General features: G+C 48.0%; 6 protein-coding genes, 1 tRNA gene, 2 rRNA genes, 1 pseudogene and 1 riboswitch. Of the genes and pseudogenes, 4 read left to right on the forward strand and 6 right to left on the reverse strand.

All coding sequences use genetic code 11. From position 1 onward, the window contains the following. Nucleotides 1-80: 80 nt before the first annotated feature. Both uvrA and A8L45_RS07730 read left to right on the forward strand, forming a co-directional pair. Nucleotides 81-2,912: an excinuclease ABC subunit UvrA gene (gene uvrA, locus A8L45_RS07725; protein WP_068900910.1), complete on the forward strand. Its 2,832-nt coding sequence runs from the start codon at nt 81-83 to the stop codon at nt 2,910-2,912. A 1-nt stretch (nt 2,913) separates the two neighbouring features. After that, nucleotides 2,914-4,635, forward strand: coding sequence for a Wzy polymerase domain-containing protein (locus A8L45_RS07730; protein WP_068900912.1), 1,722 nt, complete (start codon nt 2,914-2,916; stop codon nt 4,633-4,635). Between the two features lie 92 nt (nt 4,636-4,727). Here A8L45_RS07730 and A8L45_RS07735 read toward each other — a convergent pair. Next, nucleotides 4,728-5,845: pseudogene (locus A8L45_RS07735) on the reverse strand (pyridoxal-phosphate-dependent aminotransferase family protein). Nucleotides 5,846-6,075: 230 nt separating this feature from the next. Next, a riboswitch (Lysine riboswitch) is annotated at nt 6,076-6,249 on the forward strand. 94 nt (nt 6,250-6,343) lie between these two features. Here A8L45_RS07735 and lysC point away from each other — a divergent pair. Continuing rightward, complete coding sequence (gene lysC / locus A8L45_RS07740) at nt 6,344-7,693, forward strand: lysine-sensitive aspartokinase 3 (RefSeq protein WP_083228241.1); 1,350 nt, start codon at nt 6,344-6,346, stop codon at nt 7,691-7,693. Between the two features lie 66 nt (nt 7,694-7,759). Here the strand turns inward: lysC and metH are convergent, their stop codons facing one another. After that, entirely contained in the window at nt 7,760-11,437 is a 3,678-nt protein-coding gene (metH, locus tag A8L45_RS07745; protein ID WP_068900914.1) for a methionine synthase, read from the reverse strand. Nucleotides 11,438-11,632: 195 nt separating this feature from the next. Here metH and A8L45_RS07750 point away from each other — a divergent pair, with 195 nt between their 5' ends. Next, entirely contained in the window at nt 11,633-12,967 is a 1,335-nt protein-coding gene (locus A8L45_RS07750) for a cation:proton antiporter (RefSeq protein ID WP_068900916.1), read from the forward strand. A gap of 49 nt (nt 12,968-13,016) precedes the next feature. On the opposite strand, the gene metA is transcribed toward A8L45_RS07750, so the two are convergent. The 4 genes from metA to rrf (A8L45_RS07770) form a co-directional block, all read right to left on the reverse strand. Further along, a complete protein-coding gene (gene metA / locus A8L45_RS07755; RefSeq protein ID WP_068900918.1) occupies nt 13,017-13,967 on the reverse strand; it encodes a homoserine O-acetyltransferase MetA in 951 nt (316 codons plus the stop codon). Nucleotides 13,968-14,119: 152 nt separating this feature from the next. Next, nucleotides 14,120-14,235, reverse strand: a 5S ribosomal RNA gene (rrf, locus tag A8L45_RS07760). Between the two features lie 12 nt (nt 14,236-14,247). Further along, nucleotides 14,248-14,323 (reverse strand) — tRNA-Thr (locus A8L45_RS07765). A gap of 73 nt (nt 14,324-14,396) precedes the next feature. Continuing rightward, a 5S ribosomal RNA gene (gene rrf / locus A8L45_RS07770) occupies nt 14,397-14,512 on the reverse strand. Between the last annotated feature and the right edge of the window lie 347 nt (nt 14,513-14,859).

Consider the following 14,859-nt stretch of genomic DNA (forward strand, 5'->3'; position numbering starts at 1 on the left):
TGAGGTGCACTGTGCGATACTCAGACACTAATCTCTATCCAATATCCAGCAATTCAGCGACGCATTCAGGTAAGGTGGACATGGAAACTATTGACGTCAGAGGGGCACGCACCCATAACCTCAAAAATATCAATCTGACAATTCCTCGCGATAAACTCATTGTTATTACAGGTTTATCCGGCTCAGGAAAGTCATCTCTGGCATTTGATACCCTCTATGCAGAGGGGCAACGACGTTATGTTGAATCCTTGTCTGCTTATGCACGTCAGTTCCTTTCACTGATGGAAAAACCAGACGTCGACCACATCGATGGCCTGTCGCCTGCTATATCCATTGAACAGAAGTCAACGTCTCATAACCCCCGTTCAACGGTCGGTACCATCACTGAGGTATATGATTATCTGCGTCTTTTGTTCGCCCGTGTCGGCGATCCTCGCTGTCCGGTGCATGATGTAACTCTGGAAGCTCAGACAGTCAGCCAAATGGTCGACAAAGTGCTGTCCCACCCGGAGGGCAGTAAACTCATGTTGTTGGCTCCTGTCGTTAAAGAGCGAAAAGGCGAGCACGTCAAGACACTTGAAAACCTTGTTGCTCAGGGCTTTATAAGAGCAAGGATCGACGGAGAAGTTTGCGATCTTTCTGATCCACCTACACTGGAATTACACAAAAAGCACACCATAGAAGTGGTAGTCGACCGATTTAAGGTACGTAATGACTTACAGCAACGTCTGGCTGAGTCTTTCGAAACCGCGCTGGAACTGACAGGTGGCACTGCCGTGGTCGGCAGTATGGATGATGCCAATCAGGAAGAGTTGGTATTCTCTGCTAACTTTGCCTGCCCGCATTGCGGCTACAGCATGCAAGAGCTGGAGCCCCGTCTGTTCTCATTCAACAACCCTGCCGGTGCCTGTGGCACTTGTGATGGGCTCGGCGTTCAGCAATATTTCGACGAATCACGAATTGTGCAGAACGAAGCGGTCAGCCTGGCAGGTGGAGCAATTCGCGGCTGGGACCGTCGTAACTTTTATTACTTCCAGATGCTGAGCTCATTAGCGGAACACTATGACTTCGATATCGAAGCGCCTTGGCAATCGCTGCCGAAAAGAATTAAAGACATCGTCCTGAATGGTTCAGGTCGAACTGAGGTCGCGTTTAAATACGTTAACGATCGCGGTGATATTACCGTGCGTAAACATCCATTCGAAGGCATTCTCAATAACCTTAACCGCCGGTATCGTGACACAGAGTCCAATGCGGTAAGAGAGGATCTCGCTAAATACATTGCAACCAAACCTTGTGCCTCTTGCGGCGGCTCCAGACTACGCCGGGAAGCGCGCCATGTGTTTATCGGAGATACCAACCTTCCCGCAGTATGCGAAATGAGCATCCATGACGCTTTAAACTTCTTCAGTGATCTGAAGTTGTCAGGTCAGCGCGCTCAGATAGCCGACAAAGTGATGAAAGAGATTCGCGATAGATTGAATTTTCTGGTCAATGTTGGCTTAAATTACCTTAACTTATCGCGCAGCGCAGACACCCTTTCTGGCGGTGAGGCACAGCGGATCAGACTGGCAAGTCAGATTGGTGCTGGTCTGGTTGGCGTTATGTATGTTCTGGATGAGCCCTCCATTGGTCTCCACCAGCGTGACAATGAAAGGCTGCTAAAAACACTGGAACATCTCCGGGATCTGGGGAACACAGTGCTGGTAGTTGAACACGATGAAGATGCTATTCGGGCAGCAGACCATATTATTGATATCGGTCCAGGGGCAGGCGTTCACGGTGGTGAAGTGATTGCCAGCGGCGTAATTGAGGATATTCTGAGTAATCCAGACTCCCTGACAGGTCAGTACCTTAGTGGCAAAAAAGAAATTTCTATCCCTGAGAAACGACACACCTTCGACAAAAAAAAGGTGGTGAAACTGCTCGGTGCCAAGGGTAATAACCTGAAGAAGGTTAATTTAACTCTTCCTGTTGGTCTGTTTACCTGTGTTACTGGTGTATCCGGCTCAGGTAAATCAACGCTGATTAACGACACCTTCTACAAAATTGCCCATCAGCAATTAAATGGTGCAACAACTGGTGAGCCAGCTCCTTATCTGGATATTGAGGGCCTCGCTCATTTCGACAAGGTGATCGACATTGACCAGAGTCCGATAGGCCGGACACCGCGTTCGAACCCAGCAACATACACAGGGATCTTCACGCCGATAAGGGAGTTGTTTGCAGGCACTCAAGAATCGCGTTCCCGTGGCTATAAAGTGGGACGCTTCAGTTTCAATGTTAAAGGCGGACGCTGTGAGGCATGTCAGGGCGACGGTGTTATCAAAGTAGAGATGCACTTCTTACCTGATGTGTATGTGCCCTGTGATGTCTGTAAGGGTAAACGCTACAACCGGGAAACATTAGAAATACGCTATAAAGGCAAAACCATTGATGAAGTACTGAGTATGACAGTGGAAGATGCCCGTGAATTTTTTGATCCTGTTCCGGCAATTGCGCGCAAGCTGCAAACTCTGATGGATGTTGGTTTATCTTATATCCGACTCGGCCAGGCGGCGACCACACTATCAGGTGGTGAGGCGCAGAGGGTCAAACTCGCGAGAGAGCTTTCAAAGCGCGATACGGGTAAAACCTTGTACATTTTGGATGAGCCGACGACCGGACTACATTTCCATGATATACAGCAGTTACTGACGGTACTTCACCGTTTGCGTGATCACGGAAATACGATTGTGGTTATCGAACACAATCTGGATGTGGTAAAAACGGCGGACTGGATTGTTGATCTGGGTCCGGAAGGAGGCAGTGGCGGCGGTATGATCATTGCTGAGGGTACACCGGAAAAGGTCGCAGAATCTGAGGCGTCACATACAGGACGCTTCCTTAAGCCACTGCTAGCCAGAGGATAACTTGCTAAATACACTGCAGCTTCGTAAAGCAACTATTGTCCGCAAGCCACTGACGAAACCCCTGCTACTGTCGGTGGCCGCGATGTTTTTGTTTTGTTTGCCTCTCAATGAGGCAGAGCTGGCAGTGAGCGGTCTGCATCATCCTGCTTTTGCATTCACTATAATGGTGGCCGTAGTGGCCATCACAAGCGGCTTACTTGAAATAAGCAGACAGCATACATTCCGTTATTCACCACTGACATCATGGTTAGTCGGTGCTCTGGTGATGGCTAACTTACCGCTGCTTTATGTGCATGGTGATACGTCGACATCGTGGCAGGTTTTACTAAATAGTACAGGTTGCCTGCTATTTTTCGTTGCATTGCAACAGTTCAGCTTCAGCCACAGCCAGCGACAACTGTTACTCTGGTTGCCTTTACTGGGTGCGGGACTATTAGCTGTGCCTCTACTTGCTCCATCAGCAGTTGGTAAACTCAGTGATACAGCGGTGCAACTTGAAAATTCTGGCTGGCTGAACACACACTGGTTTGAAAGCCTGTCTCCGGTTCTCAACCTGATACCTGAAAGTATAGTGATGCCACAACTGGCGCACCATGCCTCTTCGACCGTACTTCTTACCAGTCTTCCCCTTTCAGCCTATCTGATGGCGAGAACACATGCCTACAAGCGTACGTTAACCCTGCTGCACTTTACGCTGATTCTGATCCCGATGATCACGGTTTGTGCACTGATGGCAATGCGTCAGCCATGGCTGGTCACAGCAGCTCTTGCCGCCGTGATGCTGGTTCAGCCATTTCTTTTCCGGTATGCCAGAAAAATACATCAAGGTCTCTGGAATCTTTCAGTTTTATGGGGCTTTTGGTTCTCAGGTCTTGCCGGCTGGTTACCGGATGATGCGCTACTCGCGCCTATCCTGAGCCAAGAACAAAATCAGCTCTTTGCCCAGATTTTGTTATTGATTGAGGCCTACCCGTTTCAAGGCACCGGCGACGGAATGCTGACGCAGAGCATGCTGCTGTTCGGGCTGGAAAATGGTCAGGTTCTGACAATACCGCCGCTGTTTCCCGGCTGGGCAATAGCATGGGTAGCAACAGGAGGGGTCAGTGTTTTAGTGGCAATGATCATTGTTATTGTCGCCACCGGCTTTCGCTTAATCAGTGCTCCCAAGGGAACCCGACTGATTCTGGCAACCATTATTGCACCGTCGCTTATCGCCATGCTGACCACCAGCTACAGTGCCGCTAACCCTGCGTTAACCTTACTGCTGATCATCGTGATGTTCTGGTTTGACCAACTGACAGGCCGATACAAGAAAGTGAAAGTGGCAAAAACCCGTCCTATGGTCTGGTTTTCTGCAACCGCTATGACGGCTTGCTTTATGTTAGTTATCAGCTCGGTGTTAATTGCTGAGCAGGCTGTTCGCCCGGGCGCATTGTCAGACAGAGCGCTGAATATTTTTCGTATTCACCCATGGTGGCAAGATTACATGGTACAGGAGCAGGAAAGGCGACAGTTCATCAATGACGTTGCGGAAGATAACGGTAAGAAAATTGAGCATTACTTGCAGTTTAAGCTCAATCACGTCGCCCGGTTTCCGGATGCAAAGGGCTATCAGGAAATCATTGATCTCACTATGATGCTTGGTCGTGAGCAGCACGCGCTTCAATTGCAAAAAGAGGCAATAATGCTGTTTCCAGCTCATCACTTCGAGCCGAAACGTTAGTTGCTGACCTAAGATATTGTTGAGAACGAAAAGAAATTATGCCGCCACAATGAGCACTGAGGCGACATATATTACGTCAATAGCTGAGTGGGTTAACGGAGCACGTCTTCCAACGCGCCGAGACACAGGCTGACATTTTCCCGCTTCGCTGCGTGGCCCATCAAGCCAATACGCCATGCCTTGCCAGCGAGTGCACCAAGACCCGCGCCTATTTCCAGATTGAACTCATTGAGCAACTGAGAGCGCACTGCGGCATCATCAACGCCATCAGGTATTGCTACAGCATTCAATTGAGGCAACCTAACCGATTCATCCACTAAAAACTCGATACCCAGGTTATTGAGACCCGCTTTGAGCAGCTCATGCATATCGCGATGTCGTTGCCAGGTCTTTTCAAGACCTTCCTCATGCACCATCACTAAGGATTCGTGAAGAGCATAGAGGCTGTTTACCGGGGCGGTATGGTGATAGCTGCGCTTGCCATTACCGCTCCAGTAACCTAATACCAGACTCTGGTCGAGGAACCAGCTCTGCACGCTGCTTCCACGCTTCTGAATCTTATCAATCGCCTTTTGAGAAAGCGTCACAGGAGATAGCCCCGGGACACATGAGAGACATTTCTGACTGCCTGAGTAAACGGCATCCAACTGCCACTCATCAACTTTCAATGGAACACCCACCAGAGAGGTCACTGTGTCAACGATGGTCAGGCAATCGTATTGTCGAGCCAGAGCAGCCAGTGTCTCTGCATCTGACATGACACCTGTTGACGTTTCAGCGTGGACAAATGCCAGTATTGACGCCTCTGGATGAGCTTTCAGTGCGGCTTCCACTTTTTCAGGATCGACTGCTTTACCCCAGTCATCGTCAACCATAATGGCTGTCGCTCCGAGGCGTTCCACATTTTCTCTCATCCGGTCGCCAAATACACCGTTGCGGCATACCACCACAGTATCACCCGGCTCTACCAGATTGACAAAACAGGTTTCCATACCAGCACTTCCCGGTGCTGAGACGGCAATGGTGAAGGGGTTTTCGGTTTGAAAAGCGTATTGCAACAAAGCCTTAACTTCGTCCATCATACCGATGAACAGAGGGTCGAGGTGACCAATAGTCGGTTGCGCAAGTGCCTGTAATACACGGGGAGAGATATCAGACGGCCCGGTCCCATCAGCGTTCTCCTCGGTGGTACAAAGCGGGAAAAAGTCATAGTTATACTCCGTTTTATAAATCCATTCGCACCATGAAGATATTTTGTTTATTAAATAACCTAAGCAATTGATTATAAAAGTATCATGGTGTTATCTAGCAGCAACTTTATCGTTCACCCTCAAAAAAAGATGCGAAAAGCATCTCAATACACTTTATCTTTACATTGACATTCTTATTACAAAACCTTATCAATAAGATGATTGCTGCACAATGTGAATCTTATTGTGCGATGTCAGAAGAGGCGCGATTATCAGGCAGTCAGTACTCGGAGCCCCACTCCAATGTGTGCTGATCAGGGGATAAATCGCCGAGGTGGACCGGAAAAAGGGGATCCGGTTTGTCGGTCTTGAAGGTTGAGTCCTTCGGATTGTCACCCAAGGTGGGTGGAGTGCTTCTGGTTATGAATAACCCTCGCTCCTTTCCTGCAGTTTTTTACCCTCTTGTTGTATATTTTGCTCTTTCATACGTTTTTATTATTTTTTGGAGGTGAGGAGAAGTGGAAAAACTAACTGTCGCTAAATTTGGCGGCACAAGTGTGACCGATTTTGACGCTATGCGTCGTTGTGCATCGGTAATAAAAGGAAACGACAATACCCGGTTAGTAGTTATCAGCGCCTGCTCAGGCGTTACTAATTTGCTGGTAGAGTTGGCAAATGGAATTCATCAGGAGACTATTCGTCAGGAGAGGCTGACAACATTAGCAGTAATACACGATGAAGTATTGGCAAAACTGCCAGAAAATACATCTGTTGCGCAAGCTGTAAACGCCCTTATTGACGACATAGCCACACTTGCTGAGGCGGCAGCGACTTCTCCATCAACACAATTAACAGACTCTCTGGTCGCCTGTGGTGAGTTGCTGTCCACGCATCTTTTCACTCACTTGCTCAACACACAGGGCATTTCTGCTGTACGTTTTGATGCCAGAGAAGCGCTCAGAACAAATAGCCTGTTCGGTAAAGCAACGCCTCAGCTCGTTGAAACATCCAGCCTTGTTAACGAAAAACTGAGGCCTCTTTGCGAACGGCAAGTCGTTGTGACGCAGGGCTTTATAGGCGCTGATGATAAAGGAAATACGACGACACTCGGCCGTGGTGGCAGTGACTACAGTGCAGCTCTATTGGCAGAGGCCTTACATGCCGATACATTGGAAATTTGGACTGACGTACCCGGCATTTACACCACGGATCCCCGTGTCGCACCCAATGCAAAACCGATCTCAGAGATAAGTTTTAGTGAAGCATCTGAAATGGCCAACTTTGGCGCCAAGATCCTTCATCCCTCGACATTGTTACCCGCAATGCGTCAGGAGATCCCGGTCTTCGTCGGATCGTCGAAAGCCCCTCAGCAAGGTGGCACCTGGATCCGCAAGACAGCGCAGCGATCGCCGCTTTTACGCGCCCTTGCTCTGCGATCAAACCAGACCATGGTTACCCTGAACAGTCTTAATATGTTCCACGCTTACGGCTTTTTGGCAGAAGTATTTAATGTACTAGCGCGGCATCAGATCTCAGTCGATCTTATTAGTACCTCTGAAGTCAGTGTGTCGCTGACACTTGATCAAACCGATACCGGCGGTGGTGCGCCTACCCTGCCGGACGCAGCACTGGAAGAGCTTTCAGCGCTTTGTACAGTCAAAGTGGAACACGGCTTGTCTCTGGTTGCTTTGATTGGCAACCACATGGGAGAGACCCGAGGCACAGCCTCAAAGATATTCGGTGCAATGGACCAATTTAATGTTCGTCTGATCTGCTCAGGTGCCAGTGACCATAACATGTGTTTTCTGGTTAATGAAGAGGACTCAAAGCCCGTGATTCAAGCGCTGCACGAGAGACTGTTTGAATAAGTAGTTAGTCTGTATTGATCTAAAAAAGGGCACTGTTCAGTGCCCTTTCTTTTATTTGGAGACCCATTAATTGAGATTTGGTCCCAACCATTTTTCAGCTTCAAGCAGATCCCAACCCTTGCGATCAGCATAGCTGTCACGTTGATCCTCTTGAATTTGCGCCACCGCAAAATATCGAGAATCCGGATGAGAGAAATACCAGCCTGAAACTGACGCTCCCGGCCACATGGCGTAACTAGTAGTCAGCGACATACCTATAGTTTTCTCTACATTCAGAAGCTCCCAGAGAGAACCTTTTTCTGTGTGCTCAGGACAAGCAGGGTAACCCGGGGCAGGACGGATCCCCTGATACTTTTCACGGATAAGATCATCGTTTGATAAATCCTCGTCTGGAGAATAACCCCAAATCTCTTTACGGACACGTGCGTGAAGGTATTCAGCAAATGCTTCAGCCAGACGATCAGCCACTGCCTGAATCATGATTGCGTTATAATCATCGCCCTGTGCCTTATACTCATCAGCAAGCTCTCGCTCACCAATACCGCCTGTTACCGCAAAAGCACCAATCCAGTCTTTCTTACCACTATCCTTCGGTGCGATATAGTCAGACAAGCAATAGTTAAACCCTTTCGGTTTTTCTGTCTGCTGACGAAGGTTAAACAGTACTTTAGCCACTTCAGTCCGAGATTCGTCGGTGTACACCTCAATGTCGTCATCGACACTGGCTGCGGGTAACATGGCGCACATCCCACGTACTTTCAGCAAGCCCTCTCTTTCAACACGATCCAACAGGTCGTTAGCATCCTTAAATAACCGCTTGGCCTCTTCACCCACTTCTTCGTGATCAAATATCTTGGGATACTTGCCGACCAAAGACCAGGTCATAAAGAATGGAGTCCAGTCGATATAGTCCCGCAGAGTCGATACCGTTACGTCATCAACGACATGTATACCGGGCTTGGCAGGAGCGGGTGGTGTATAGTTCTGCCAGTCAATATCAACCTTATTCGCACGCGCTTTTTCCAGCGTAACAGGTTTAGTACGTGGTTTTTTACGGTTATGCTGATCGCGGACACGGATATAATCAGCGTCGAGCTTTTCGACAAACGCCGGACGCAGCTCGTCAGATAACAAAGAGGTACAGACACCCACGGCACGGGATGCATTGTTTACGTAAACTACTGGGTTCTTGTAATTCTGCTCAATCTTGACCGCAGTATGTGCTTTCGAGGTCGTCGCCCCACCAATCAACAATGGCAAATTAAAGTCCAGACGCTCCATTTCTTTAGCGACATGGACCATTTCATCCAGTGAAGGTGTAATAAGGCCAGAAAGCCCAATGATGTCGACATTTTCTTCTTTAGCTACCTTGAGGATCTTCTCACAAGGCACCATCACGCCCAGATCTATGATCTCGTAGTTATTACACTGCAGAACAACACCGACAATATTCTTACCGATATCGTGAACATCACCTTTTACTGTCGCCAGCAAGATCTTACCGTTCGATGAGCCCGCCTGTTTTTCTGCGTTGATAAAAGGTTCAAGGTAGGCCACTGCCTGCTTCATCACTCGGGCAGATTTTACCACCTGTGGCAGGAACATTTTTCCTTCACCGAACAGATCACCAACGACGTTCATACCATCCATCAGTGGCCCTTCGATGACCTCCAATGGCTTGGATGCGTCCTGGCGTGCTTCTTCGGTATCTTCGACAATAAACTCTGTAATACCTTTTACCAGCGCATGTTCAAGGCGCTTTTTCACTGGCCATGTACGCCATTCCAGTGCTGACGCATCCTCTTCTTTGCCAACACCTTTATTGGCATATTCAGCAGCAATATCCAGCAAGCGCTCAGTCGAGTCATCGCGACGGTTCAGCACCACATCCTCAACCGCTTCCCTCAGCTTTTCAGGAACATTGTCGTAGATCTCAAGCTGTCCGGCATTAACGATCCCCATGTCCATACCGTTTTTAAAACAGTGGTAGAGGAAAACGGCATGAATGGCTTCACGCACATAGTTGTTGCCGCGGAAAGAGAAAGAAACATTGGATACACCGCCAGAGATCATGGCATGTGGCAGGTCTCGCTTAATATCAGCAACAGCATCAATAAAGTCGACCGCATAATTGTTGTGTTCCTCAATACCTGTTGCGACCGCAAAGATATTCGGATCAAAAATGATGTCCTCTGGCGGAAAACCGACTTCGTCTACCAAGACACGATACGCATTGGTACAGATCTCCAGTTTCCGCTCGCGCGTATCTGCCTGCCCAACTTCATCAAATGCCATGACAATAACAGCTGCGCCATAACGACGAATCAGTTTGGCTTGCTCAATGAACTTCTCTTTGCCTTCTTTCAGCGAGATGGAATTAACAATACCCTTGCCCTGAATACACTTCAGGCCAGCCTCAATGACTTCCCACTTAGAGGAGTCGACCATGATGGGCACTTTTGAGATCTCAGGCTCTGACGCACACAGATTGAGGAAACGCACCATGCAGGCTTCTGCATCCAGCATTCCTTCGTCCATGTTGATATCAATGATCTGTGCCCCGTTCTCCACCTGCTGACGCGCCACTTCCAGCGCTTCATCGTACAGCTCTTCTTTGATAAGGCGCTTAAAGCGCGCCGAGCCAGTAACATTGGTCCGCTCGCCTACGTTTACGAACAGGGTGTCTTTTTCAATGGTCAGAGGTTCAAGACCTGACAGTCGACAGGCGACTGAAATATCAGGAAGTGAACGTGGAGCGAGATCTTTGGTAACCTGATGCATTTGGCGTATATGCTCAGGGGTAGTACCACAACAGCCCCCAATAAAGTTCAGGAAACCACTTTCTGCCCATTCTTTTACATGCGCAGCCATATCTTCCGGCGACAGGTCATATTCGCCAAACGCATTGGGTAAGCCCGCATTCGGGTGAGCAGAGACAAACGTCTCTGAGATCCGAGATATTTCCTCAACGTAAGGACGTAACTCGTCAGGCCCAAGTGCACAATTAAGGCCAAATGACAGGGGGTTCACATGACGAAGGGAGTTATAGAAGGCTTCAGTCGTTTGACCGGACAGCGTCCGTCCTGAGGCATCTGTGATAGTACCGGATATCATGACCGGCAGTTGATAGCCAAGCTCTTCAAATACAGTATCGACGGCAAATGCACAGGCTTTCGCGTTCAGGGTATCGAAGATGGTTTCTATCATGATGATATCGGCACCGCCTTCGATGAGAGCATGAGTAGACTCAGAGTAGGCTTCAACCAACTCATCAAAACTCACGTTGCGGTAACCCGGATCATTAACGTCTGGCGAGATACTACAGGTTCGGTTTGTTGGGCCCAGTACACCTGCTACAAAGCGGGGTTTGTCCGGTGTTTTGGCCGTCCAGGCATCGGCAGCATCACGGGCCAGCCTAGCAGCCTCGCGGTTAATTTCTGCACTGAGCGATTGCATGTCATAGTCGGCCATGGCAATCGTTGTGGCGTTAAAAGTATTCGTCTCAAGAATGTCTGCACCAGCTTCAAGGTACTGGTTATGAATCTCTTTGATCAGTTGCGGCCGGGTGAGCACCAGTAGGTCGTTGTTACCTTTCAGATCGGACGGCCAGTCGGCAAAACGTGTCCCACGATAATCGTCCTCCTCCAGTTTGTAACTCTGGATCATGGTTCCCATACCGCCATCGATTATGAGGATCCTGTCAGACAACACCTGATGCAATTTATCCTTACTACTTACAGCCACATCATTCCCTTACTTATTTTGCTTGTAATTCCATAGTACCACAGAGCAAATGGAAATCTAGACGGCCATTTAAAAATGATGTAGGTCAAACAGGTTGAAAATTGCTCAACTTTTCTGTAGTTTTCTTACGCCCTCGGATTTATATTTCGAAACAATTTTCTTACTTTTAAAAACTACACCTAAACAGGTTCGTGAATGACCGTCTATACTACGCTTTGCTTTCTTGCTGCGGCTGCCATAGCCATTTCCTTTATTAATAGTAAAATCGGTAACATGCAAACAACTATTGCTATCACGGCTGGTGCTGTTGCTATGTCGCTGATTATTGTTGTTGCTGGTCAGAACAACTGGTTCAACCTCAAAGATATCGCTGCGGACACCCTCAACGCGATCAGTTTTGATGAATTTCTTCTCAAGGGTGTGCTTGGTTTCCTCCTCTTCGCTGGTGCGCTGGGTGTGAAATTGCCAAACCTAAAAGATCAGAAGTGGGAGATTACTGGTCTTGCCTTGGTGGGTACGCTGGTCTCCACCGCTATTATCGGTGGCTCAATCTGGTATATCCTGCAACTTCTGGGTATCCAGCTTGATTTGATCTATTGCCTGCTGTTTGGCTCATTAATTTCCCCTACCGATCCCATCGCAGTACTTGCGATTGTTAAAAAGCTAAATGCCCCAAAGCGTGTCTCCACCCAAATCGAAGGTGAGTCCCTGTTCAATGATGGATTTGGCTTGGTTATTTTCGTCTCCCTGTTCGCGATTGCTTTTGGGACAGAGGCGCCAACCGTTGGCGGTGTCATAGAGCTTTTTCTGCATGAAGCTGTTGGTGGTATTCTCTACGGCTTTGTACTTGGTCTCGTTTTTCACTTCCTCATTTGCGCGACTGACGACCACTCTATGGAGCTTTTGCTGACGCTTGCTATCCCAACAGCAGGTTACGTGCTGGCCGACCTTATTGGCGTTTCAGGCCCTCTGGCGATGGTAGTCTGCGGTATCATGATTGGTAACTGGACCCGTCACATCGGTTTTTCAAAAGACAGCGAGACACACCTCGATCACTTCTGGGAACTGGTAGATGAGTTCCTAAATGGTGTTCTGTTCCTGCTGATTGGTTTGAGCATGCTGCAATTCACTTTCCATCAGGAAGACTGGCTATTAATGGTTATTGCGGTACCTGTTGTTCTTGCAGCAAGATACCTGAGTGTGAAAGGCTGCTTCTTGGTATTTAACCGCTACCGTACTTACAACCCTATGACAATCAAATTACTGACTGTCGGCGGCCTGCGTGGAGGCTTGGCACTGGCAATGGCCATGGCTGTTCCTGCTGGGTATATGGTGATTCCGGAAAAAAATATAGATGTAAAAGAAATCATCTTGGTAATGACTTACGCAGTCGTGGTCTTCTCAATTCTTGTTCAGGGATCTATGGTGACGAACATGGTTGAAAAAGCCAATGCCGAACAGAAGCTGATGGATGGAGAAGAAGCAAGCTCACAGCAGAACATAGATAACACTAAACCTATTGCTGAATAAGTAAAAGGGAATCAAAAAGGCCTGCAAATGCAGGCCTTTTTTGTGTCTGCTATTCCTCGTCGATAGTGAATGCAGACTCTGAGAAGTGTTCCAAATCGAAGGGTGTTTGCTGGTACACACAGTAATTTAACCAGTTGGCAAACAGCATGTGACCGTGACTCCTCCAGCTGACGTAGGGCTCCTGACTCGGATCGTCATCTGGATAGTAGTTACTTGGAACGATAGGTTCCATTCCCTCGTTGAAATCCCTTACATACTCGCTATGAAGGGTATGGGAATCATATTCAGGGTGTCCCGTGACAAAAACGTTACGCTTGTCTTTGGTTGCAGCCAAATAGGTTCCTGCAGTCGCCGATGTGGCGAGAATATCGAGGTCAGTGTGTTCGATAAGATACTCTGGGGAGAAATCAGCATATCTGGAGTGTGGAGCAAGGAAACTATCATCGAACCCTCTAAGAAGAGGATGGTGGTTATGCGCCTTGTTAGTCTGGTGCCAATACACGCCCGACAGCTTGTCTTTTCTGGTTCGTTTTGGCAGATCATAGAGCATTTTTAATCCCGCCTGCGCAGCCCAACAGACGTACATGGTTGATGTAACATGTTTCTCTGCCCAACTCATAATGCTTTGGAAATGCTCCCAGTAAATCACATCTTCAAATTGAACAAGGCCCAACGGTGCACCGGTGACAATGAGTCCATCGAAGTTCCGGGTACTGACTGCTTCAAACTGTCGGTAGAAGGTATCAAGGTGTTCTGTTGGTGTATTTTTACTTGGCCTGTTATCAATACGTAATAGCTCTACATCAACCTGAAGAGGGCTATTCGACAACAAACGCATAAATTGTGTTTCTGTCTCAATCTTCTTTGGCATTAGGTTGAGTAGCAATACTTTCAACGGACGAATGTTCTGACTCTCTGCACGCGACTCCGGCATCACAAAGATATTTTCCTGACGAAGAATGTTTACTGCGGGTAACTGATCAGGAATTTTAATAGGCATCTTAATTTACTCCCTACGTTAAGATGTATAGACGTCCAGATATCTAGTTAACCTATATTATGTATGATTTAGCTGCAAGAGAAAAATAAAGAGGTGTCTCAAAATTGAAATGAAAAAAGCCCACAGCGTTTCCGCTATGGGCTTAGAAGGGTATCTGGCAGTGACCTACTCTCACATGGGGAGACCCCACACTACCATCGGCGCAGCAACGTTTCACTTCTGAGTTCGGCATGGGTTCAGGTGGTGCCATTGCGCTGTGGCTGCCAGAAAAATTTTGTTCTGGTGCTGATACCCAGATTTGAACTGGGGACCTCACCCTTACCAAGGGTGCGCTCTACCGACTGAGCTATATCAGCAAATTTTCACACATTAAAGTCTTACAATACATTGCTTTACTGTGCAATCCATCTCAGGGATGGAGAATTCAAAGCCTGGCGATGTCCTACTCTCACATGGGGAGGCCCCACACTACCATCGGCGCTGTTGCGTTTCACTACTGAGTTCGGCATGGAGTCAGGTGGGTCCACAACGCTATGGTCGCCAAGCGAATTTGGTGTTATTCCGCTTGCTATAAAGCCTGCTAGCTGCGTCAGAAGCCTCGTTTGCTCGGTCATTTACTTCAGTAAACTCCCTTGCAAGCTTCAACCTCTTTCTTGCTATCACACTTTATTTCTGCGCTACCTTTGGTCTTAACCAAGATAAAGCGAAATAATCAATTCCGGAAAGCTGTTTGGTGTTCTCGACACATTCAAGGCTCTTTTTTGAGTCCTTTTTGGCAGACTGATGGCCGTGGTTTCAAAGGGAATTGGCTTTGAGACGCGCAGCATACAAGCGTATGTGAGCATCGCAGAAGGCCATTCTCAAAGAAAGCACAACATCTGTCGCCAAAGGG

It is taken from the genome of Veronia pacifica, from assembly GCF_001707825.1.
Classification (GTDB): domain Bacteria; phylum Pseudomonadota; class Gammaproteobacteria; order Enterobacterales; family Vibrionaceae; genus Veronia; species Veronia pacifica.

Bases quoted from the DNA above. Each gene is read 5' to 3' on its own strand.
- uvrA (WP_068900910.1), top strand. From the start codon at position 81: ATGGAAACTATTGACGTCAGAGGGGCACGCACCCATAACCTCAAAAAT.
- A8L45_RS07750 (WP_068900916.1), top strand. From the start codon at position 11,633: ATGACCGTCTATACTACGCTTTGCTTTCTTGCTGCGGCTGCCATAGCC.
- metA (WP_068900918.1), bottom strand. From the start codon at position 13,967: ATGCCTATTAAAATTCCTGATCAGTTACCCGCAGTAAACATTCTTCGT.